Source organism: Caldicellulosiruptor sp. F32 (assembly GCF_000404025.1).
Lineage (GTDB): Bacteria > Bacillota > Thermoanaerobacteria > Caldicellulosiruptorales > Caldicellulosiruptoraceae > Caldicellulosiruptor > Caldicellulosiruptor saccharolyticus.
Map to the genome: position 1 here is coordinate 56,817 of NZ_APGP01000120.1, position 20,296 is coordinate 77,112.

The window sequence follows — 20,296 nt, forward strand, 5'->3', positions numbered from 1 at the left end:
GGGAAACAGGTTTGAGTGAACCAGTTGTATTGAAAGGTTTTGGGAAAGGAATAGCTGTTATTTTGGACAATAGCTGTGATTTTGATACCATTTGTGATTACTTTAAGCAGAAGATTGTTAATGGTAAAAACTTCTTTTCAGGCTATGAAATTCCAATTCAATTTATAGGAAGAAGACTAAATAGTTATGAATTGCAAAAATTGATAGATATCATGAAGACATTTGGAGGAGTACATGATATAATATTCCCGTGGGACGAAATTAACTTTCATCACCTTGTGCCAATGTCAAATGAGTCAGATGAGAAGAAGATGTTATTTTCAACCAGTTCTAAAGATGCAAAAATATACAAAGGTACGTTACGGTCAGGGCAGGTTGTAAAATCAGATACGGATATAATAATAATTGGGGATGTAAACCCAGGGGCTGAAGTCATATCAGCAAATAACATTATTATATTAGGAGCTTTGAGAGGTGTGGCGCATGCAGGAGCATCAGGCAACAAAGATGCAGTTGTGTTCGCCATTGAGATGAATCCCGTTCAAATTAGAATTGCAAATATAATTGCCAGAGCACCTGACGAACAGAATCAAGAGCAAGAAAGAGTCCCAGAAGTTGCGTACATTGAAGATGACACAATTGTAATAAAGCCTGTAAGTCAATTTTAAAAACTTAATAAAAAGGAGAGTTTTAAAGAATGGGAGAGGTATATGTAATTACATCTGGTAAAGGTGGTGTTGGTAAAACAACAACCACTGCCAATGTGGGGACTTACTTGAGTATACTTGGTAAAAAGGTTCTTTTAATTGATGCAGACATTGGTCTTAGAAACTTAGATGTTGTTATGGGTTTAGAGAATCGAATAGTCTTTGACATAGTTGATGTTGTGGAAGGACGATGCAAGCCAAAACAAGCCTTGGTCAAAGACAAAAGGTTTGAAGGACTTTATCTTCTGCCAGCTGCTCAGTCAAAGGATAAGACTGCTGTTTCACCTGAACAGATGAAAACTCTGTGTAATGAACTTAGAAAAGATTTTGATTTTATTTTAATTGACTGTCCAGCTGGAATTGAACAAGGTTTCAAAAATGCAATTGCTGGTGCAGATAAGGCAATTGTTGTAACAACTCCTGAGGTTTCAGCTGTCAGAGATGCTGATAGAATAATTGGTCTTTTAGAGGCTTATGAATTACATAACCCAAAGCTTATCATTAACAGGATTAGATTTGACATGGTAAAACGAGGGGATATGATGGACATTGATGACATTTTAGAGATATTGTCAATTAGCCTTTTAGGGATTATTCCAGACGATGAGAAGATCATTATCTCTACAAACAAAGGAGAACCAATTGTGACAGACGAAAAATCAAGAGCAGGACAGGAGTATAGGAATATAGCACGAAGAATATTAGGTGAGGATATTCCTATTGTGAGCAATGAAGAAAACTTAGGTTTTTTTGGCAAAATAAAGAGATTGTTTGGTTTAAATAACTCATAGGAGGAATTGTTAATGTTTGAATTTTTTAACAAGTTTTTTAACAAGCAATCTTCAAAAGACATTGCAAAGGAAAGGTTAAAACTTGTTTTAATCCATGACAGGGCAAATGTCTCGCCTGAGCTATTAGAGCTTATTAAAAATGAAATACTGAATGCGATACAAAAATATATAGTAATTGATGATAAACTATTGGAGATTCAGATAACAAGAACTCCCTCTGAGCAAAAAGGTGAATTTGTACCTGCTTTGATTGCAAATATACCAATTAAGTCTGTTAAAAAATCAGAAATTATTAATGATGAGGCTGAAAATTGATGATTGTTCAGAATGAGGAAACAATAAAAAAAAGGTATAATGTTTTTTTAATAGTATTGATGATTTTGCTGTGTGTCATAGGTTTTGTGTTGATTGCAAGTGCAAGCAATATACTTGACACAGGTAAGTATAAGCTGGTAGTATCCCAAGTTATTTGGTTTTGTTTAGGTTTTGTTCTATTTTTTGTATTTTCAATAATTGACTATAGAATTCTGACCAACTTTTATGTTATTATTTATTTGATAATAATAGGACTACTTCTTTATGTTGATATCAACGGAATAAATGTGTTGGGCGGCCAAAGGTGGATTAAGATTGGACCTTTATCGTTCCAGCCATCTGAGATTTCTAAGCTTTTAATGGTAATATTTTTTGCAAAGGTTGTTTCAATGCAAGAAAACATTAATGCTTTTAAAAATCTTGCAAAAGTTTTGTTTTTTGCTATCATACCTATAGTATTTGTTCTCAAACAACCTGACTTAGGAACAGCTTCGGTCTTTGTTGCAATAATTGTGACAATTCTGTTTGTAGCAGGTTTAAGCCTTCGGTACTTTTATATAGCAATGGGGGCACTTGCTGTGTTCATACCCATTGCGTGGGAGTTTATACTTCTTGATTATCAAAAGGATAGAGTGAGAATTTTGTTTAACCCAGAGCTTGATCCATTAGGTAAAGGTTGGCAAGTCATGTATTCAAAAATTGCAATAGGCTCTGGTAAACTATTTGGAAAAGGGCTTTTTATGGGTACTATAAATAGGTTAAATTATCTACCTGTCAAAGAATCAGACTTTATATTTGGAGTTGCAGGTGAGGAAATAGGATTTATTGGATGCGTAATAATAATAGTACTTTACTCATTGTTGATTATAAATCTAATCAAAATAGCATCTGACTGTAAAGATAAGATTGGTTCATATATTGTAGCAGGAATTGCTGGAATGTTCGGTTTCCAAATGTTTGTAAATATCGCTATGACACTTGGTATTATGCCTGTAACAGGAATTCCGTTACCTTTTATAAGCTATGGAGGAAGTTCTATGCTTACCTCCATGGCATCGCTTGGGATAGTTCAGAATATCTACAGAGAAAATATAAAAACTATGTTTTGAGGTGAAGAAGATGAATATAGCACTTATTGCGCATGACAAAAAGAAAGAACTCATGGTTCAGTTTGCTATAGCGTATAAATTCATACTTTCGAAACACACTTTATACGCAACAGGTACAACTGGAAGGCTAATTCAAGAAGCAACTGGACTTGAGGTCCATAGATTTTTACCAGGGCCGCTTGGTGGTGACCAGCAAATAGGCTCTTTGATTGCGTACAACCAGATAGACATGGTGATATTTTTAAGAGATCCTCTGACAGCACAGCCTCATGAGCCAGATGTGAATGCTCTTTTGAGACTTTGCGACGTTCACAACATTCCACTTGCAACAAATATAGCAACAGCAGAACTTTTGATAAAAGCACTTGACAGGGGAGACTTGTCATGGCGTGAGATTGTTAATCCCCAACTTCAAAAAAATAAGAGTGATAAATAATGGTAAAAGGAAAGGTTAAGATTGACAGAAAGACAAAAAATTTAGTTAAGCGCCTCAAACCAGATGATATACCAGTAATATTACATGAAGACATTGATGAGGTTGCTGCTTATTCGCTTTTAGAAAAGAAAGTAAAGATTATAGTAAACTGTGCTAAATCCTTTACAGGAAGATTTCCTGCCCTTGGAGCAAGGATTCTTCTTTCTAATGGTGTGACAATTATTGACGATTTAGGTGAAGATATATTTAACCAAATTAAGGAAGGCGATCTTTTGGAAATTAAAGAAGATAAGATATATCTAAATGGTAAGTATTTGTGTATGGCGAAATACTTGAAAAAAGATGAATTTGAATATTTTTACCAAAAGAGTTTCAAAGAAATGGAAAATCTATTAGAAGATTTTATAGAAAATACTTTTGAATATGCAAAAAGGGAAAAAGGATTCATATTAGGACAGTTTGAAATGCCTGAGCTCAAGACCAAGATTGCTGGAAGACATGTTCTCGTTGTTACGCGTGGTAGTAGCTTTAAAAAAGATATAAAAGCCATAAAAAACTATATTATAGAGGTAAAACCTGTAATAATAGCAGTGGATGGTGCTGCAGATGCGTTGCTGCAAGAGAAAATTAAACCTCATATAATAATTGGAGATATGGATAGCGTTTCAGAAGAGAGTCTATTTATGTGCGATGAGATTGTTGTCCACTCATATCCAAACGGATACGCACCAGGATTAAAGCGCATTGAGTCCTTAGGGCTTCAAGCAAAGGTTGTTGCATGTCCTGGAACAAGTGAAGATGTAGCTTTACTTTTGGCGTATGAAAAAGGTGCTGAGCTGATAGTCTCAGTTGGTTCACATAGCAGCATGCTTGACTTTTTAGAAAAGGGAAGGAAAGGTATGTCCAGTACCTTTTTGGTTAGGCTCAAAATTGGTTCAAAGCTTGTTGATGCGCGGGGTGTGTCGAAACTCTACACAGAAAGGGTAAGTCTAAAGTATATAGGAGTTTTGATACTTTCTGCTTTAATTCCAATATTGGCAATTTTAATGGTAACTCCTCCTTTTCAGTATTTCTTTTATTTGATTCAGTTAAAACTAAGAGTAATCTTGAGGTAAGAACAATGAATGGAATAGGAGTAAAATACTTTATAATAACTATTGCTTCTATCTTTCTTGCCTTGGGTATTGGGATTGTAATTGGTTTTTCCTTGAACAGTGAAAAATTTGTTCAAAAACAGTTTCAGCAGCAGCTGAATATAATAGATAAAAATCTTGTAGCTTTAAAAAAAGAAAACGACAGACTTAGCAAAGAGATTGATGAGTACAAAAACCAAATTGCACAGAAGGATAAGATAAATAACGCACTTGTGAGTGCTTATCTTAAAATAGGAAAGACTGAGTCAGCTGTGAGCTTGATAATCACATCTACAGATTATTCTTATAATGATTTGATAGATTTTTTGAGGAAAAATGGAGTTAAAATAAACAAGGTCATAAAAATCAAAAGTTCATTTTTAAATATTGAAAACACCGAGAAGGAATTGTCAGTTGATTTCAGCGATTATAAATTCCCTGATGATGCCATAAAAGATATTGCTATATATTCTGTCTTTGATATAAAGAGTGATTTGGTAAAAAAACTTGTTGAAAAGAGATATATAGAAGAGAACAGGCTTTTGTCAGGAATATCAGATACCATCATTTTAGCTGGGGGCAACACAGCTCAAAACAATAATTTTAATAAACTTGATAGAAAGATAGTCGAATTTTTAAATGATATAGACAGTTTAAATGTAATAGGACTTCAGCAGTCATACAGCGAGATAAATTATTGTGAATACTATAAAAGTATGGGGCTTAGCACGGTTGACAATGTGGATGAGATAAGTGGCAGGGTTTCTTTAATTGAGCTAATCAGAGGGAATAGTGGTAATTATGGCACTAAAAAGGAGGCAACTTCTGTAATACCTACCAATTTTATAAATGTTGAAGATGCAAAGAAGGCTTTAGAAAAACGAAGGACAAGTTTGCTTGTTGAGCTTGAGAAATATCAAAATGCTACATTGCCAACTCAATAGAGATTTTCATTTACAATCTAAGAGAGGAAGAAAAAAGTCTTGAAAGTGGCTGTTGTAATACCAACCTACAATCCGCCTATATCTTTTTATGAATTAATTGAAATGGTAGGTAGTTTTTCTTTTGTAGATAGGTTAATTGTGGTTGATGATGGTTCAAAAGAAAAGGTAAACATTTCAAATGAGAAGTGTATTTTATTGAGGCATGGGAAAAACAAGGGAAAGGGTGCAGCTTTGAAGACTGCTTTTGATTATCTCAAAAATGAAAAATGTGACAAGGTAGTTCTTTTGGATAGTGATTTGAAAGTTGATAAAAAGAGTGTGGAGAAGTTTTTAAAAAATGTATTTCTCAATGGAAATAAGATTGTTATTGGTTATCCTATAAATGTAAAAAAGAGAGGTTTTGGAGTTGTCAAGGCATTCGCAAAGTTTGTTGTCAAGTTTTATACTGGCAGAACTGTTGAATATTCTTTGAGTGGTCAGAGAATAATCCCATTTTCTGCAATTGATGAAATAAAGTATATTCCTAAAAGATATGGTGTAGAAGTTTCAACTTTGATAGATTTTCTGAAAAAAGGTTATGAGATGGTAGAAGTTCCATTTGACTTTACTCATGATGAAAAAGGGAAAAGTGTACGAGATCTTTTACATAAATTGCATCAGCTAAAGGATATATTTATAGTTTTTATTTCTAAATGGTGGAGGTTGTAAAAAAATTTATGCATATATACTTGCATTGTCAATTCTGACTGAGATTTTGTTTCTGTATGTTTCGGTGGTGTATTTTAAGAAAAAAGAGAGGTTACTCAAACAAAATTATAAAGGTAAAAAAATTCCATGCGGTATTGGTATTGTTTTAGGATTTGTATTGACTTTTTATACCTTTTTCATATACTGTTATGTCTCCAAAATAAATTTTTTAGTTATTGGGTTGAGCTTTTTGGCTATCTCAGCAGTAGGTTTTATTGATGACATATTTGGTGATAATAAAAGCAAAGGATTTAAAGGACATATCAAAAGGCTTTTGAAAGAGCATGAACTTTCAACAGGACTTTTAAAGATGATAGTGATTCCTTTTGTGCTTTTTACAGGGATCTTATATCTTACAGAGGATATGTTTAAAGCAGTTTTGTACACAATCTTTGGATCGCTTTCTGTGAACCTGTTTAATCTATTTGATTTGCGACCTGGCAGGTGTATAAAGGCACTGTTTGTTTTCTTAGTACTCTTTGGATTTTTTATTAATTGGAGTCCTTTTTGCATTTCACTTTTGATTTTATTGGTGCCTATTTTTATTGGTGATATAAAAGAAGTGTTTATGTTGGGTGATGCAGGTTCAAATTTGATAGGATATATATTTTTTATAATTACAAGTGAACTTTATAGCAGAAGCTTGAACAGTATTGTGGTGTGGATAGCATTACTTATTGTAGCGGCTTTGAATTTGGCCTCTGAATATATTTCATTTTCAGAGGTTATCGAAAAAAATAAGATATTAAAGTATATTGATGACCTTGGAAGAAAAAATTAATAACTTGAATTCTTAAAAATGATATTGTAATATATTCACTGTTGTTTAAAGTTTAAGGTGAGGAGGTTATAAAAATTGGCTGAGATGGAATTGTGGTTTACCGAGCAACAAACACCAGATTTAGGGTTTACATGTAAGATAACTAAGACCATATACACAGCAAAGACAAAGTATCAAGATTTAGCAATACTTGAGACAAAACAATTTGGCAAAATGCTTGTTTTGGACGGGGCTGTGCAGACAACAATTGTTGATGAGTTTTGTTATCATGAGTTGATTGCACATGTTCCATTGTTTACTCATCCTAATCCCAAAAAGGTTGCAGTTATTGGTGGAGGGGATGGTGGAGTCATAAGAGAGATATTAAAACATGAAGAGGTTGAAAAAGCATATTTGATAGAGATTGACCAAGAGGTGATTGAAGCGAGCAAGAAATATCTTCCTGAGATAAGCTGTGCACTTGATGACAAGAGGGCAGAGGTTATAATCACAGATGGAATAAAGTTTGTTTCTGAAAACAAAAATATGTTCGATGTCATAATAGTAGATTCAACTGATCCTGTTGGACCAGCAGTGGGATTATTTGAAAGCAACTTTTACCAAGCAGTATATGAGTGTCTAAAAGAAGATGGACTTTTTGTTGCACAAACAGAGTCTCCATTTTATGACCAAGATTTAATTAGAAATGTATTTCATTCAATAAAATCTATTTTTCCAATAACAAGACTGTATCTTGGTTTTATTCCAACATATCCAAGTGGACTTTGGAGCTTTACAATGGGTTCTAAAAAATATGATCCGCTTGAGATTGACGTCTCAAAGATAAAGAGAATTGATACGAGATATTACAACCCTGAACTTCACAAGGCACTTTTTGCATTGCCTACATTTGTTCAGAAAATCATTGAGTAGAGGGGAAATGAATGAGTTTTAATCTTTATAAGAACTCTTTTCTGTGCTCATCGAATGATTATGAAAACAGTAAGGTTGTACTTGCTGGAATACCCATGGATTTTACTGTGAGTTTTAAGCCTGGTTCGCGTTTTGGACCGAGCAAAATAAGGGAAGTTTCAGTTGGGCTTGAGGAGTATTCAGTATACCAAGATAAAAATTTATTTAATAAAGTCTTTTGTGATATGGGAGATTTGGAGCTTCCATTTGGAAATGTGGGGAAGTGTATTGATATAATATATGAGTTTGCAAAGAAGGTATTTAATGATGGCAAAACTCCTATTTTTTTGGGTGGAGAGCATCTTATCAGTTTTCCACTGATAAAGGCAGCAAAAGAGATATATGGCGACCTTGTTGTTTTACACTTTGATGCTCACGCTGATATGAGAGATGACTACCTGGGTGAAAAGTTTTCTCATGCGACAGTAATGAGAAGGGCTGGAGAGGTTGTTGGGTTTAATAATCTATACCAATTTGGCATAAGGTCTGGCTCTGAGGATGAGATATCATTTGCAAGAGAAAACAGCAATATATTTTTTGTTTATGAAATAGAAAACCTTTTTGAGATAGTTAAAAAATTAAAAAACAAAAAAGTATATTTATCAATTGACATAGATGTTGTTGACCCGGCATTTGCGCCTGGTACTGGAACACCTGAGCCAGGGGGTTTGACCTCATCGCAGTTTTTGGAAATAATCTTGAAGATGAAAGACCTAAGCGTTGTGGGTGTTGATGTTGTAGAAGTGTCTCCCTATTATGATATCTCAGACAGGACATCTCTTCTTGCTGCAAAGATTGTGAGAGAACTTATCCTTTTAATCGAGTGAAAAAATAAAAAAATGTGAACAGAATACGGGTGTGACTAAGTTTGCTCACCTTAAAAGAGGAATTTAGTCACGCCCTTTTTGCGTTTTTATACAAAAATTTCTTGCTAAAAGCTTCTTTGTGTTATAAAATAGAAATTAGCATAATATATTAATACCAGATATTAATACTACATGATAAACTATTTTCAAGGAGGATTTTTGATGACAGACAAGCTAAAAGAACTCAGGCAAAGACGCGAGAGGATACTAAAGCTTGGTGGAGAAGATAAAGTAAAAAAACAACACGAAAACAAAAAACTCACCTGCAGAGAAAGGATTGAGTATCTGCTTGACGAAGGAAGTTTCAGCGAAATTGACATGTTTGTTGAACATAGATGCCAGGAGTTTGATATGAAAGAAACATATGTACCATCAGATGGAGTTGTTACAGGGTATGGAACCATAAACGGCAGAAAGGTATTTGTATATGCACAAGATTTTACATCTATAGGCGGTTCACTTGGCGAGATGCATGCAAAGAAAATATGTAAGGTTTTAGATTTGGCTATGAAGTATGGATGTCCTGTAATTGGCATTAACGACTCTGGCGGTGCAAGAATTCAAGAAGGGGTAGATGCACTGGCCGGCTATGGCGAGATATTTTTCAGAAATACTATGGCTTCTGGTGTAATTCCCCAAATTGCAGCTATAATGGGCCCTTGTGCAGGTGGGGCTGTATACTCCCCTGCGATTATGGACTTTATTTTTATGGTTGACAAGACAAGCCAGATGTTTGTTACAGGACCTCAGGTAATAAAAGCAGTGACAGGCGAAGAGATATCTTTTGAAGAGCTTGGAGGTGCTTTTACTCACAATTCAAAAAGTGGTGTTGCTCATTTTATAGCAGAAGATGAGTACACATTACTTGATATGATTAAATATCTTTTATCATTCTTACCCTCAAATAACATGGATGACCCGCCATATGTAATATCTTCAGATTCAGAGAAAAGAGTGATACCAGAGCTTGAAAATCTCATTCCTAATGAACCAAACAAGGCATATGACGTGAAAGACATTATATATAAAGTTGTTGACAATGAAGAGTTTTTAGAAGTACAACCATACTTTGCTCAAAACGCAGTTGTGGGTTTTGGTAGGATAGGTGGTTTTAGCGTTGGAATTGTTGCAAACCAGCCAAAAGTAAATGCAGGTGTTTTAGATTATGACTCATCAGACAAGGTAGCAAGATTTGTTAGATTCTGTGATGCATTTAACATTCCAATTGTGACATTTACGGATGTACCTGGTTTTTTACCAGGTGTTAACCAAGAGCACAATGGGATAATTCGTCATGGTGCAAAGGTTTTGTATGCTTACTCAGAAGCAACAGTTCCTAAAATTAATGTTATTTTACGAAAAGCATATGGTGGAGCTTATATAGCTATGAGCAGTAAACATATAGGAGCAGATTTTGTTTTTGCTTGGCCAACGGCTGAAATAGCTGTTATGGGTCCAGATGGTGCTGCAAATATAATCTTCAGAAAAGAGATTCAAGCGGCTTCAAATCCTGAAGAGGAAAGACGAAGACGAATTTTAGAGTACACACAGAAATTTGCAAACCCTTACATTGCTGCTGCAAGAGGATATGTTGACGATGTTATTGAACCTAAGTATACTCGAAATAAGATAATTGAAGCTTTAAATATATCAGTAACAAAAAGAGAATCAAGACCACCTAAAAAACATGGCAATATTCCACTTTAAAACAGCTATTTAGAATAACAAAAAAAGGAGTGTTTGTATATGTCTATTTCGCGAAGTGGCACAGCTACTGTTACAAGAGAAGAGCTTGCATGCATTTGTGCATGTCTTGCTGTGATTTTAGAGGATGGCAACTTTAGAATTACTAATGTAACAAAGAAAGGAAATAAATGGAAAAAGATCTCAAGACAGATGATGCTCGATCAAAGTCAAATGTTGTTTAAATGGAGGTAAAGGACATATGAGAAAATTTAAAGTCAGGATAAATGACCAAGAGTTTTTAGTTGAAGTAGAAGAAATTACACATTCTCAAAAAGATAGCTCAAGCTTTTCAAGACCCAAGTTTCAGATGGAAAAACCAGCTGAGGTACCAAAAAAAGAGCATAGTCAAGAAAATACCCATAATTTGTCTTCGAACAAAAATGCTGTGCATGCTCAGCTCCCTGGTACAATTGTAAAAATTCTTAAAAATGAAGGTGAAGTGGTTTCTCTCAAAGACCCCGTTTTGGTCCTTGAAGCTATGAAAATGGAAAACGAAATATTGCCAACAACAGAAGGTAGGATAAAAAAGATATATGTTAAAGAAGGGCAAAAAGTTTCGAAAGGTGATTTGTTATTTGAAATTGATTAACTTTGCGGAGGTTTATTGTTATGGGAATTAAAATAACAGAGACAATTTTGAGAGATGCCCACCAGTCACTTATTGCAACCAGGATGACGACAGACCAGATGTTAGAGATTGCTCCTGTACTTGATGAGATTGGATATTACTCAATTGAGTGCTGGGGCGGTGCTACATTTGATGCTTGCTTGAGATTTTTCAATGAAGACCCTTGGGAAAGGTTAAAAAGATTAAAACTTTCATTTAAAAAGACAAAGCTGCAGATGCTTCTGAGAGGCCAGAACCTTGTAGGATATAGGCATTATCCTGATGATGTTGTAGTTGAGTTTGTAAAAAAGGCTATATTCTATGGGATTGACATTATTAGAATATTTGATGCTCTTAACGACCTTAGAAATATTGAAGTAGCTTTGAAAACAACAAAAAGTGAAGGCGCCCACGCTCAGGTTGCAATTTCATACACAATATCACCCTATCATACAATCGAAAATTATGTAAGGCTTGCAAAAGACATAGAAAGTTTAGGTGCAGACTCGCTTTGTATTAAGGATATGGCAGGACTACTTTCGCCGTTTGAAGCGTATAATCTTGTGAAAGCTTTAAAAGAGGAGATTGACATCCCTTTACACATTCATACACATTACACAACAGGTTTTGGTTCAATGACGTATCTTAAAGCAATAGAAGCAGGGGTGGATGGTATAGACACAGCACTTTCTCCCCTTGCCTTAGGTACGTCTCAGCCACCCACTGAGACAATTGTATATGCTCTCAAAGGCACAAAGTTTGACCCTGAACTTAACTTTGATAGAATTAATCAGGCAAGTGAATATTTTAAAACTCTCAGAGAAGAGTATTTGAAAAAAGGACTTCTTGACCCAAAAGTATTGAGTGTTGACATAAATGCTTTGCATTATCAAATTCCTGGTGGAATGCTTTCTAATCTTATATCTCAGCTAAAAGAACAAGGGCATGAAGACAAACTTGATGAAGTTTTAGAAGAGGTGCCACGGGTCAGAGAAGACTTTGGGTTCCCTCCTCTTGTTACACCAACAAGCCAGATTGTTGGAACTCAAGCTGTTTTAAATGTCATAGCTGGAGAGAGATATAAACTTGTTACAAAGGAGACAAAAGCGTATTTCAAAGGTGAATATGGCCGACCGCCTGCTAAGGTTAACGAAGAGGTTAAGAAAAAGATTTTGGGGAACGAGCAAGAAATTGAAACAAGGCCAGCGGATTTGCTACCGCCTGAACTTGAAAATGCCAAAGAGAGAATAAAAGAGTATATTGAAAATGACATAGATGTTGTCACATATTGTTTATTCCCACAGCTTGCTGAAAACTATTTTAAATTAAGAGCTGCAAAAAAGTACAAAATTGACTTTGGGCTTGTACAAGAAAACAAGGTCTATCCTATATAGAGGAAAGCACAAACTTTTTAAGTGCTTTCCTCTTCTTTTTTAAAATTCTCTTATAACAAAAGTGGCATTATGATATAATTATTAACAAAGACAAAAACAAATAAGAAAGAAGGGCTAAAATAACCATGGAAAATGAAAAATTTGAACTAATATCATCAATGGAGTTTGAAGAAGATGCACCACTTTATAAGATAATAGATTTTATGAACAAAAGTCTCAAAGACAAGAATATCATTGTGGGACTTTCAAAAAACCACAATAAGATTGTCATCAGTATTTACCAAACGTAAGGAGAAATGCAGAGATGAGTCAAGATTTAGAATCGAGGATTATTGAACTTATGCCAGAATTTAGCAAAGGGCAGAAAAAGATTGCCCAGTTTATTTTAGAGCATGGAGAAAAAGCTGCTTATATGACAGCGCTTGCCCTCGGCAACTGTGTAGGTGTGAGTGAGTCAACTGTTGTCAGATTTGCTGAGAGATTGGGGTTTGATGGCTATCCAGAGTTTCAACGTGCATTGCAAGAACTTATGAAAAGCAAACTGACATCAGTGCAAAGGATAGAGCTTTCTGCAAGCAGGATAAACGAGAAGGAGGTTTTAAAAAGTGTCCTTCTTTCGGACATGGACAAGATTAAACAAACATTAGAGCAGATTGATGAGCAGACATTCAATAGGGTTGTTGATGAGATTGTGGGTGCGAAAAGAATATACATCATTGGAATTCGAAGTTCAGCTGCGCTTGCTGATTTTTTAGGATTTTATTTAAACATGATTTTAGATAATGTAAAGGTAATAACAACAAGTGGTATAAGCGACATATTTGAACAGGTTTTCAGAATTACAAGTGATGACCTCATTATAGGTATCAGTTTTCCAAGATATTCTAAACGCACACTGAAGGTTTTACAGTATGCAAAAAGGCAAGGTGCAAGAATTGTATCACTTACAGACAGCAAAATTTCACCACTTTGCAAGTATAGCGATTACGTTCTAATATGCAGAAGTGACATGGTTTCATTTGCTGATTCACTGGTTGCACCTTTGAGTGTAATCAATGCATTGATTGTTGCAACAGGACTTAGGAAAAAGGATGAGGTTGCAAAGACACTTGAAAAATTAGAAGAGATTTGGGATGAATTTCAGGTATATGAAAAGGAAAAATAGGTGATGAAGCTTGAAAAGGTTCTATCTTGTTAGACATGGTGAAACAGATTGGAATAAGTATAATATGGTCCAAGGCTGTATCGATACAGATTTAAATCAAACAGGGATTGAGCAGGCAAAAAAGGTTGCTGAACGCCTAAAGAGTGAAAAGATTGACATTATTTTCTCAAGCACATTAAAAAGAGCGTATATGACAGCAAACCAAATTAAAAGTTTTCATCCGAATATACCATTAAAACTTACAGACAAACTGAACGAAATAAACTTTGGTGAGTGGGAAGGTTTGAATTTTGAAGAACTTGAAGAAAGGTATTCTGACCAATACAAATTATGGAAAGATGCCCCTGAAAAAGCTACTTTTCCTGGTGAAGGTAGCTTATATAACGTTATGGAAAGAGTAAAGAGCTTTTTTGAAGATATTTTGAATAAACCCTATAAAAACGTTGTCATAGTTACACATGGAGGAATAATAAAACTTTCTATTATTTACCTTTTAGAGTTACCATTGGATTTTTATAGAAAATGTTGGTTTGGCAATGCCAGCTTGAGCATTGTAGATATAAAGGAAAATAGAAGAATGCTTAGTCTTTTAAATGATATGTCTCATTTGCAAACTATTCAAAGATATCCAATGATATAATTTTCAAAAAGTGGGGTACAGAGAGTATGGACAAAAAGGAGTTTGGTAGCAGGGAGGTTTCAAGAGCAGCTATTTTGATAGCCTTGAGCCAAAGCAGACAAGAAGAAAAAAAGATTCAAGATGATTTCGGAAAAATTGGAATTAGATGTGCGGCAGTTGACTTCGGTGGAGAATTTATCACATCGGTGATGAAAATAATAGAAAGGGCGGTTGTTGCAGCTAAAAGAGAAGGGGTAATAGCGGAAGTGCATCAGGAAGAGGGGGCAGTAGCTGGGGCAACAAGGGAGGCAATATCTCAGATTATGCAAAAAGCAATAGGTCTAAACGTGGGAGGAAAGATTGGCATTGCAAGGTATAATGAGCATGTTGCAGTTGCAATTTTTTTTGGAATAGGGCTTTTACATCTTAACGAAGTTGCTATTGGGCTTGGTCACAGGGTTATATAAAAAAGCTTTTGTAGGGGGAAAGAAAATTGGTTTTTGCAATCAGAGGAGCAACTACGGTTGATACAGATTCGAAAGAGGATATAATTCAATCAACACAAGAGCTTTTAAATGAGATTATTGAAAAAAATCAGATCAAAAAAGATGATATTGTTTTTATTTTATTTACAATGACAAAGGATTTAAAATCAACATTTCCTGCATATGCAGCAAGACTAATGGGTTTTACAGATGTGCCATTGATATGCGCTCAAGAACTTGACATTGAAGGTGCGCTTGAAAAGTGTATAAGAGTCCTTGTACTTATCCAGAAAGATTCAGTTATCAAACCCAAACATGTTTATTTGAAAAGAGCAAGGTCTTTGAGAGAAGATTTGAATTAACAGAGGGGGAAGTAGATGAAAAAAATCAACATAGCCATTGATGGTCCTGCTGGGGCTGGAAAGAGTACCATTTCGAAACTTTTAGCTAAAAAACTTGGATACATTCACATCGACACTGGTGCAATGTACAGAGCGATAGGATTGAAGGTTCTAAATAGTAATATAAAATCAAATGAAATAGAGAAAATACTTGAAGTTTTGAACAACACAGATATCCAAATTAAGATTATTGGTGGAAATCAGCTTGTGTTTTTAGATGGAGAAGATGTTACAGAAAAAATAAGACAGCCAACTGTTTCAATGTATGCCTCTGATGTATCCAAAATAAAAGAGGTAAGAGAGAAGCTTGTCAAAATTCAACAGGATTTGGCAAAACAAAAAGGCGTGATAATGGACGGAAGAGACATTGGCACACATGTTTTACCTGATGCTGAGCTTAAGATATTCTTGACAGCAACAGCAGAGGAAAGAGCAAAGAGAAGATTTTTAGAATTAAAGGAAAAAGGCTATGAAGTTGATTATTATCAACTTCTTGATGAGATAAAGCAAAGAGACCTTAATGATATGACACGAGAGCTTGCACCGCTTAGGGTTGCAGAAAATGCTATTGTAATTGACTCTACTAACCTGACAATTGAAGAAGTTTTACAAAAGGTTTTAGAGCTATTTTATAAGGTGATAGGAAATGAAGTATAAATTCCTTGTCAATATTATTCGAAAGGTGGCATATGGTATTTTAAAATGTATTTTCTTGATAAGGGTTGAAGGCAGAGAAAATATTCCAAATGCTCCATATATTATTTGTGCAAATCATAGAAGTTACCTTGATCCTGTGTTAATCATTCTGATATTTGATGAGCGGGTTTATTTTATGGCAAAAAGTGAACTTTTTAAAATATGGTGGCTTTCACCCATTATAAGAGCGTTTGGAGCTTTTCCTGTCAAAAGAGGAAAGAGTGATATTGGTGCAATTAGAAAAGCAATAGAAGTTATAAGGAGCAATAACATCTTGGGAATATTCCCCGAAGGTAAAAGAAATAGAACAAGTGAGATAGTTTTAAGAGGAGAAAAAGGGGTTGCCACAGTCATAAAAGCAACTGGAGCAAAAGTGTTACCAGTTGCAATTTGTGGCAAGGTAAGACTGTTCGGCAAGATAACGGTTAGAATTGGTAAACCTCTTGAGTTTACAAATACAGATGAGGACAATCAGAAAATAGTTGATACGATTATGCAAAATATTAAAGAGCTTATTTTAAAAACAAACAATAAGAAAAAGGAGAAGTAGGTCAAGATGATTATTAAAGTGGCAAAAAATGCAGGTTTTTGTTTTGGAGTTGAAAGAGCAGTAAATGGAGTTATTGCTTGGGCTAAAGCAAACAAGGACAAAAGTGTAAAGGTCTATGGTATGCTTATACATAATAGTTATGTTATTGAAAAACTTAAAGAATTGAATGTAAAGGTGATTGAAAATATAAATGAAATTGAAAAAGATGACATTGTATTTATTCGTTCACATGGTGTTTCAATGAAAGAGTTTTCTGAGATTGAAAAGAGAGCCTCTAAGGTCTATGACTTTACATGCCCATATGTCAAGAAAATTCATGAGATTGTAAGAGAAAACTCTGAAAATGGCTTGGATGTGATAGTTGTTGGCGATATAAATCATCCAGAAGTCAAGGGTATAATAGGTCATGTTGAAAAAGGCAGAAAGTGCATAGTTATAGATAGTTTAGAAAAAGCCAAGGACGCCATAAGCCAATTAGGTAGAAATACTGTTGTTGTATGCCAGACCACCTTTGACAATGCAAAGTGGTGTGAAATAAAAGAGTACATTGAAAACAATACAGACTACAAGGTATTTGACACAGTTTGCAAAGCTACTATAACCCGACAAGAAGAGGCAAAAGTTCTTGCACGCGACGTTGACGTGATGCTTGTTATAGGAGATAAAAAGAGCTCTAATACTAACAAATTGTATCAGGCAATTAAAGACATTAAGCCAACGTTTTTTATAGAAAGACCTCAAGATTTAGATGGTATTGATTTTGCTAAGGTAAAAAAGATTGGGATAACAGCTGGAGCTTCTACTTCACAAGAGCAGATAAATGAAATAGTAGAAATACTTGAAAAGAGATTTAACCAGATAGATAATCAAGACTTTGCGAAGCTTCTTGACAAAAGTTTTGCAGAAATAAAAAGAGGTGAGATAGTAAAAGGAAAAATAATAAAGGTTGAACAAGACTACCTGCTTGTTGATATTGGATATAAGGCAGAAGGGATAATCTATAAAAATGAGATTTTCAAAAATGCCAATGTAAACCTAAAAAACATATTTAAAGAAAATGAAATAATTGAAGCTGTGGTCATTAAAGAGTCTGATGAAGAAGGAAATGTTGTATTGTCAAAACTGAAAGCTGACAGTATTTACGGATTTAATGAACTTATGGCAAAGTTTGAGAGCAAAACGCCGATTAAGATTGTTGTAAAACAGATTAGAGAAAGGAGTATTGTAGGTGAGTTCAGAGGAATTAATGTGTTTGTTCCCATTTCCCAATGGGCAGAAGAGGTGTCATCTTCTATCATAGGAAAAGTTTTTGAAGTTGAAATTGTTGATATTGATACCGATAAAAAGATAGCTTTTGGGAGTAGAAAATTTCTGTTGCGACAAGCTCAAGAGAAAAAAATACAGCAGGCTATAGAAAGTCTTGATTTTAATAAAGACTATGATGGAGTAATAGCCGAGATAAGACAAAAAGGAATTGTAGTTAATTTTGAAGGTTTACGTGGTTTTGTGCCAGCAAGTGAGATTAGTTATTCTAAAAGAATTGAGGATGTAAAAAAATTGTTTAAGGTAGGAGAACAGGTTAAGGTAAGGGTAATTGATATAGACAAACAAAAAAAGCAGATTTACTTAAGTATAAAAAAGACCCAAGAAGATGAATGGATAAAAAAGGTAAAAAACTTGTATTTAGGCATGCTTGTAGATGTAGAGGTAACAAAGGTACTTTCATTTGGACTTGTTGTTTGGATTTTAGACTGTGAACTGGATGGGTTTGTGCATGTGTCTAATATTCCACTTGGTTATAACCAAAGACTGCACAGTTTATACAAAGTTGGAGATAAAATAAAAGCAAAGATAATTGAAATTGATGAGCAAAGGCGAAGAATAGGTCTTTCTCTCAAGGATTTATATGAAGAGGAGGAAAAAATTGCTGAGCACAAAGAAGATTTTGTTATAACTATCGCTGATATTGTGAATAATATAAAGTTAGACAGCTAAATAAGGATAGATTTAAAAATAAAATGCAAGTTTCTTTCAAGAGATTAAAGGGCAGAACAGCAGTTTTAGTAGATGGGAGATTTTTGGGAAATATTTGTAATATGTTTTTTTTAGATAGCAATATTCATGGTTTTCAAATACAGAAAAATGCAATATTTAGAGTACCATCTAATATTTACATTCTGGCAAATGATGTTGAATCAGTAAATAATGAACTTTTAATTGTTTCAAGGTCTGTTTTATATATAGAGCAATCTTATCTAGTCAAAGCAGATGAGATACTTTCAAAAGAGGTTATTGGTGAGGGGGGTAATTTAATTGGAATAGTAGATGACATATTGTTTGACTCTGAAAGTCTTAAAATAACTGGTTATGAGGTTGTGGAAAGTATTTGGAGCTATATCAAAAATAAAAAAATAATATTGAGTCCTGAGGAAATAATATTAAAAGAGAACAAAATATTAAGCTGAGGTGTTAATATTTGAAATTAATTTCTGCAAAGCATGTTATTACAGGTAGTGTCATCGGTGCCCTGATTGGAATGGCTCTGAGTAAGTCTTCTTCAAAGAACATGAAAAATATACTTGTCAAGAAAATGGTTGCAAAAAAATTGACTTCACTGATTAGCAAGCTTTTGGGATAGGGAAGAGCTCTTCCCTCCTTTTTTATATACCTTGTTTATAAAACAAAACAAATATATTTTGTTTTGAGGTGTTGTAATTGATAATAAGCAAGTTTTTAAAAAAGTATTTTTGTGACTTTATACTTTTGATTTTTATCGCATTTGTCATATACTTCTTTATTAATATCAAAACTTTTTGGCCTATTTTGCTTCCATTTATAATTGCTCTTTTTTTGTCGTATTTACTTAAACCGGTTGTTGACTTTTTAGAGGTTAAAATAAAATCACGTGATATTTCAATATTGCTTTCATTTATTTTCACCTTTAGCATAGCGATTTTGATATTTGTCTATTTTATTCCGCTATTTATCACAGAGATGAAACAGCTCACACAGAACATCCCTGAGTATATAAGTGTATTTAACAAGTGGTTCAAAGATGTAGATTCAAAACTTTCTAATAAACTAAATATTGACTTGGATGAAATTCTAAGATCAAATTCAATAAACTTTGAAGCCATCTCAAAACAGGTACTAACTACTCTTTTAAATATTCTCAAAAATCTTTATTCAAATATTCTGTACTATCTTTTAATACCAATTATTTCATTTTATATCTTGAAAGACTGGTCAAAGATTGTAAAATGGATTAAGTGGATATTGCCTGAGAAATACAGAAAAGAAGGCATTTCTATTTTCAACGATATCAATAAAGTGCTGCACCAGTATATAAGAGCCCAGCTTTTGGATGCCATAATAATCGGAATTTTAAGCTTTTTAGGATTTTCTATTTTGTCTGTCAGATATGCAGCTCTGCTGGGTATAATTACTGGTATTGGCAATCTAATACCTTATTTTGGACCGATATTTAGCAGTATACCTGCAGTGGTAATTGCACTTTCTGACTCTTACATAAAGGCCATAGTTGTAGTTGTATTCTTGATAGTACTTCAGCAGATAGACAGTTTTTTGATTTCGCCAAGAATAATTGGTTCAAGATTAGGTCTGCATCCTTTAACTATTATAATTGTGCTAATAATATCGAATAAACTATTTGGCTTTATTTCTATGTTCTTTGCTATACCATTAGCTGCAGTAATAAAGATAATTTTTATAAATATACTCAGAAGAGTAAATCCAGAAGATAAGAAATAAATTTTGTTGACTTTGCTTTTTAGCTTTAATAAAATTTTGATTGTATTGAAAAAATATAAAATTCAAAACACCTTTCAAAATT

General features: G+C 34.0%; 26 protein-coding genes. All 26 read left to right on the forward strand.

Annotation, left to right across the window (positions count from 1 at the left end):
- Positions 1-11: 11 nt before the first annotated feature.
- The 26 genes from minC to H964_RS11415 all read left to right on the forward strand — a co-directional run bounded on the left by minC (position 12) and on the right by H964_RS11415 (position 20,214).
- The gene (gene minC / locus H964_RS11300) at positions 12-668 is read left to right on the forward strand and encodes a septum site-determining protein MinC (protein ID WP_039767712.1); all 657 of its coding nucleotides are present in this window, start codon (positions 12-14) and stop codon (positions 666-668) included.
- Positions 669-697: 29 nt separating this feature from the next.
- Positions 698-1,498 carry a septum site-determining protein MinD gene (gene minD, locus H964_RS11305; protein ID WP_039767713.1) on the forward strand — a complete coding sequence of 267 codons (801 nt, stop codon included), beginning with the start codon at positions 698-700 and terminating at the stop codon, positions 1,496-1,498.
- A 12-nt stretch (positions 1,499-1,510) separates the two neighbouring features.
- A complete protein-coding gene (gene minE / locus H964_RS11310) occupies positions 1,511-1,813 on the forward strand; it encodes a cell division topological specificity factor MinE (protein WP_039767714.1) in 303 nt (100 codons plus the stop codon).
- Positions 1,813-2,922 (forward strand): rod shape-determining protein RodA, encoded by a 1,110-nt coding sequence (gene rodA, locus H964_RS11315; protein WP_039767715.1) that lies wholly within the window; start codon positions 1,813-1,815, stop codon positions 2,920-2,922. Before minE ends, rodA begins: the two co-directional genes overlap by 1 nt.
- A 10-nt stretch (positions 2,923-2,932) precedes the next feature.
- A complete protein-coding gene (gene mgsA / locus H964_RS11320) occupies positions 2,933-3,358 on the forward strand; it encodes a methylglyoxal synthase (protein ID WP_039767716.1) in 426 nt (141 codons plus the stop codon).
- Positions 3,358-4,473, forward strand: coding sequence for a putative cytokinetic ring protein SteA (gene steA / locus H964_RS11325; RefSeq protein WP_083931535.1), 1,116 nt, complete (start codon positions 3,358-3,360; stop codon positions 4,471-4,473). The genes mgsA and steA overlap by 1 nt, the downstream gene beginning before the upstream one ends.
- A 5-nt stretch (positions 4,474-4,478) precedes the next feature.
- Positions 4,479-5,435: a copper transporter gene (locus H964_RS11330; RefSeq protein WP_039767721.1), complete on the forward strand. Its 957-nt coding sequence runs from the start codon at positions 4,479-4,481 to the stop codon at positions 5,433-5,435.
- A gap of 45 nt (positions 5,436-5,480) precedes the next feature.
- Positions 5,481-6,143 carry a glycosyltransferase gene (locus H964_RS11335; RefSeq protein WP_237738289.1) on the forward strand — a complete coding sequence of 221 codons (663 nt, stop codon included), beginning with the start codon at positions 5,481-5,483 and terminating at the stop codon, positions 6,141-6,143.
- 229 nt (positions 6,144-6,372) lie between these two features.
- Complete coding sequence (locus H964_RS11340; RefSeq protein WP_237738284.1) at positions 6,373-6,963, forward strand: hypothetical protein; 591 nt, start codon at positions 6,373-6,375, stop codon at positions 6,961-6,963.
- A gap of 84 nt (positions 6,964-7,047) precedes the next feature.
- Positions 7,048-7,875, forward strand: a complete 828-nt coding sequence (gene speE, locus H964_RS11345) for a polyamine aminopropyltransferase (RefSeq protein ID WP_039767786.1) — start codon at positions 7,048-7,050, stop codon at positions 7,873-7,875.
- A gap of 11 nt (positions 7,876-7,886) precedes the next feature.
- The gene (gene speB, locus H964_RS11350; protein WP_039767727.1) at positions 7,887-8,741 is read left to right on the forward strand and encodes an agmatinase; all 855 of its coding nucleotides are present in this window, start codon (positions 7,887-7,889) and stop codon (positions 8,739-8,741) included.
- Between the two features lie 201 nt (positions 8,742-8,942).
- Positions 8,943-10,487 (forward strand): acyl-CoA carboxylase subunit beta, encoded by a 1,545-nt coding sequence (locus H964_RS11355; protein ID WP_039767729.1) that lies wholly within the window; start codon positions 8,943-8,945, stop codon positions 10,485-10,487.
- Positions 10,488-10,526: 39 nt separating this feature from the next.
- Entirely contained in the window at positions 10,527-10,718 is a 192-nt protein-coding gene (locus H964_RS11360) for a hypothetical protein (protein ID WP_083931539.1), read from the forward strand.
- A 7-nt stretch (positions 10,719-10,725) separates the two neighbouring features.
- Positions 10,726-11,115 carry a biotin/lipoyl-containing protein gene (locus H964_RS11365; RefSeq protein WP_039767733.1) on the forward strand — a complete coding sequence of 130 codons (390 nt, stop codon included), beginning with the start codon at positions 10,726-10,728 and terminating at the stop codon, positions 11,113-11,115.
- A 20-nt stretch (positions 11,116-11,135) separates the two neighbouring features.
- Positions 11,136-12,527: an oxaloacetate decarboxylase subunit alpha gene (locus tag H964_RS11370; RefSeq protein ID WP_039767736.1), complete on the forward strand. Its 1,392-nt coding sequence runs from the start codon at positions 11,136-11,138 to the stop codon at positions 12,525-12,527.
- Between the two features lie 125 nt (positions 12,528-12,652).
- Entirely contained in the window at positions 12,653-12,817 is a 165-nt protein-coding gene (locus H964_RS12270) for a DUF4264 family protein (protein ID WP_083931541.1), read from the forward strand.
- 14 nt (positions 12,818-12,831) lie between these two features.
- A complete protein-coding gene (locus tag H964_RS11375) occupies positions 12,832-13,692 on the forward strand; it encodes a MurR/RpiR family transcriptional regulator (RefSeq protein WP_039767738.1) in 861 nt (286 codons plus the stop codon).
- A gap of 10 nt (positions 13,693-13,702) precedes the next feature.
- Positions 13,703-14,332 (forward strand): histidine phosphatase family protein, encoded by a 630-nt coding sequence (locus H964_RS11380; protein WP_039767740.1) that lies wholly within the window; start codon positions 13,703-13,705, stop codon positions 14,330-14,332.
- A 26-nt stretch (positions 14,333-14,358) separates the two neighbouring features.
- On the forward strand, positions 14,359-14,778 hold the full coding sequence (locus H964_RS11385) for a HutP family protein (protein ID WP_039767742.1): 420 nt from the start codon (positions 14,359-14,361) through the stop codon (positions 14,776-14,778).
- Between the two features lie 26 nt (positions 14,779-14,804).
- Positions 14,805-15,158 carry a chorismate mutase gene (gene aroH, locus H964_RS11390; protein ID WP_011917408.1) on the forward strand — a complete coding sequence of 118 codons (354 nt, stop codon included), beginning with the start codon at positions 14,805-14,807 and terminating at the stop codon, positions 15,156-15,158.
- Positions 15,159-15,173: 15 nt separating this feature from the next.
- Positions 15,174-15,854 (forward strand): (d)CMP kinase, encoded by a 681-nt coding sequence (cmk, locus tag H964_RS11395; RefSeq protein ID WP_039767744.1) that lies wholly within the window; start codon positions 15,174-15,176, stop codon positions 15,852-15,854.
- Positions 15,844-16,443: a lysophospholipid acyltransferase family protein gene (locus tag H964_RS11400; RefSeq protein ID WP_051109344.1), complete on the forward strand. Its 600-nt coding sequence runs from the start codon at positions 15,844-15,846 to the stop codon at positions 16,441-16,443. Before cmk ends, H964_RS11400 begins: the two co-directional genes overlap by 11 nt.
- Positions 16,444-16,449: 6 nt before the next feature.
- On the forward strand, positions 16,450-18,438 hold the full coding sequence (ispH, locus tag H964_RS11405; RefSeq protein WP_039767746.1) for a 4-hydroxy-3-methylbut-2-enyl diphosphate reductase: 1,989 nt from the start codon (positions 16,450-16,452) through the stop codon (positions 18,436-18,438).
- A 101-nt stretch (positions 18,439-18,539) separates the two neighbouring features.
- Positions 18,540-18,908, forward strand: a complete 369-nt coding sequence (locus H964_RS11410; protein ID WP_237738285.1) for a PRC-barrel domain-containing protein — start codon at positions 18,540-18,542, stop codon at positions 18,906-18,908.
- A gap of 11 nt (positions 18,909-18,919) precedes the next feature.
- Entirely contained in the window at positions 18,920-19,081 is a 162-nt protein-coding gene (locus H964_RS12635) for a hypothetical protein (protein WP_193353827.1), read from the forward strand.
- A 77-nt stretch (positions 19,082-19,158) separates the two neighbouring features.
- Positions 19,159-20,214 carry an AI-2E family transporter gene (locus H964_RS11415; protein ID WP_039767749.1) on the forward strand — a complete coding sequence of 352 codons (1,056 nt, stop codon included), beginning with the start codon at positions 19,159-19,161 and terminating at the stop codon, positions 20,212-20,214.
- The last annotated feature ends 82 nt before the right edge of the window (positions 20,215-20,296 follow it).

What these genes read in the sequence shown, in the direction of transcription:
- minD (WP_039767713.1), top strand. Translation starts at nt 698, where the DNA reads ATGGGAGAGGTATATGTAATTACATCTGGTAAAGGTGGTGTTGGTAAA.
- H964_RS11410 (WP_237738285.1), top strand. Translation starts at nt 18,540, where the DNA reads ATGTTTTTTTTAGATAGCAATATTCATGGTTTTCAAATACAGAAAAAT.
- speE (WP_039767786.1), top strand. Translation starts at nt 7,048, where the DNA reads ATGGAATTGTGGTTTACCGAGCAACAAACACCAGATTTAGGGTTTACA.
- H964_RS11370 (WP_039767736.1), top strand. Translation starts at nt 11,136, where the DNA reads ATGGGAATTAAAATAACAGAGACAATTTTGAGAGATGCCCACCAGTCA.
- mgsA (WP_039767716.1), top strand. Translation starts at nt 2,933, where the DNA reads ATGAATATAGCACTTATTGCGCATGACAAAAAGAAAGAACTCATGGTT.
- H964_RS11330 (WP_039767721.1), top strand. Translation starts at nt 4,479, where the DNA reads ATGAATGGAATAGGAGTAAAATACTTTATAATAACTATTGCTTCTATC.
- minE (WP_039767714.1), top strand. Translation starts at nt 1,511, where the DNA reads ATGTTTGAATTTTTTAACAAGTTTTTTAACAAGCAATCTTCAAAAGAC.
- H964_RS11375 (WP_039767738.1), top strand. Translation starts at nt 12,832, where the DNA reads ATGAGTCAAGATTTAGAATCGAGGATTATTGAACTTATGCCAGAATTT.
- steA (WP_083931535.1), top strand. Translation starts at nt 3,358, where the DNA reads ATGGTAAAAGGAAAGGTTAAGATTGACAGAAAGACAAAAAATTTAGTT.
- cmk (WP_039767744.1), top strand. Translation starts at nt 15,174, where the DNA reads ATGAAAAAAATCAACATAGCCATTGATGGTCCTGCTGGGGCTGGAAAG.
- H964_RS11355 (WP_039767729.1), top strand. Translation starts at nt 8,943, where the DNA reads ATGACAGACAAGCTAAAAGAACTCAGGCAAAGACGCGAGAGGATACTA.
- ispH (WP_039767746.1), top strand. Translation starts at nt 16,450, where the DNA reads ATGATTATTAAAGTGGCAAAAAATGCAGGTTTTTGTTTTGGAGTTGAA.
- H964_RS11365 (WP_039767733.1), top strand. Translation starts at nt 10,726, where the DNA reads ATGAGAAAATTTAAAGTCAGGATAAATGACCAAGAGTTTTTAGTTGAA.
- H964_RS11360 (WP_083931539.1), top strand. Translation starts at nt 10,527, where the DNA reads ATGTCTATTTCGCGAAGTGGCACAGCTACTGTTACAAGAGAAGAGCTT.
- H964_RS12270 (WP_083931541.1), top strand. Translation starts at nt 12,653, where the DNA reads ATGGAAAATGAAAAATTTGAACTAATATCATCAATGGAGTTTGAAGAA.
- rodA (WP_039767715.1), top strand. Translation starts at nt 1,813, where the DNA reads ATGATTGTTCAGAATGAGGAAACAATAAAAAAAAGGTATAATGTTTTT.
- H964_RS11400 (WP_051109344.1), top strand. Translation starts at nt 15,844, where the DNA reads ATGAAGTATAAATTCCTTGTCAATATTATTCGAAAGGTGGCATATGGT.
- speB (WP_039767727.1), top strand. Translation starts at nt 7,887, where the DNA reads ATGAGTTTTAATCTTTATAAGAACTCTTTTCTGTGCTCATCGAATGAT.
- H964_RS11385 (WP_039767742.1), top strand. Translation starts at nt 14,359, where the DNA reads ATGGACAAAAAGGAGTTTGGTAGCAGGGAGGTTTCAAGAGCAGCTATT.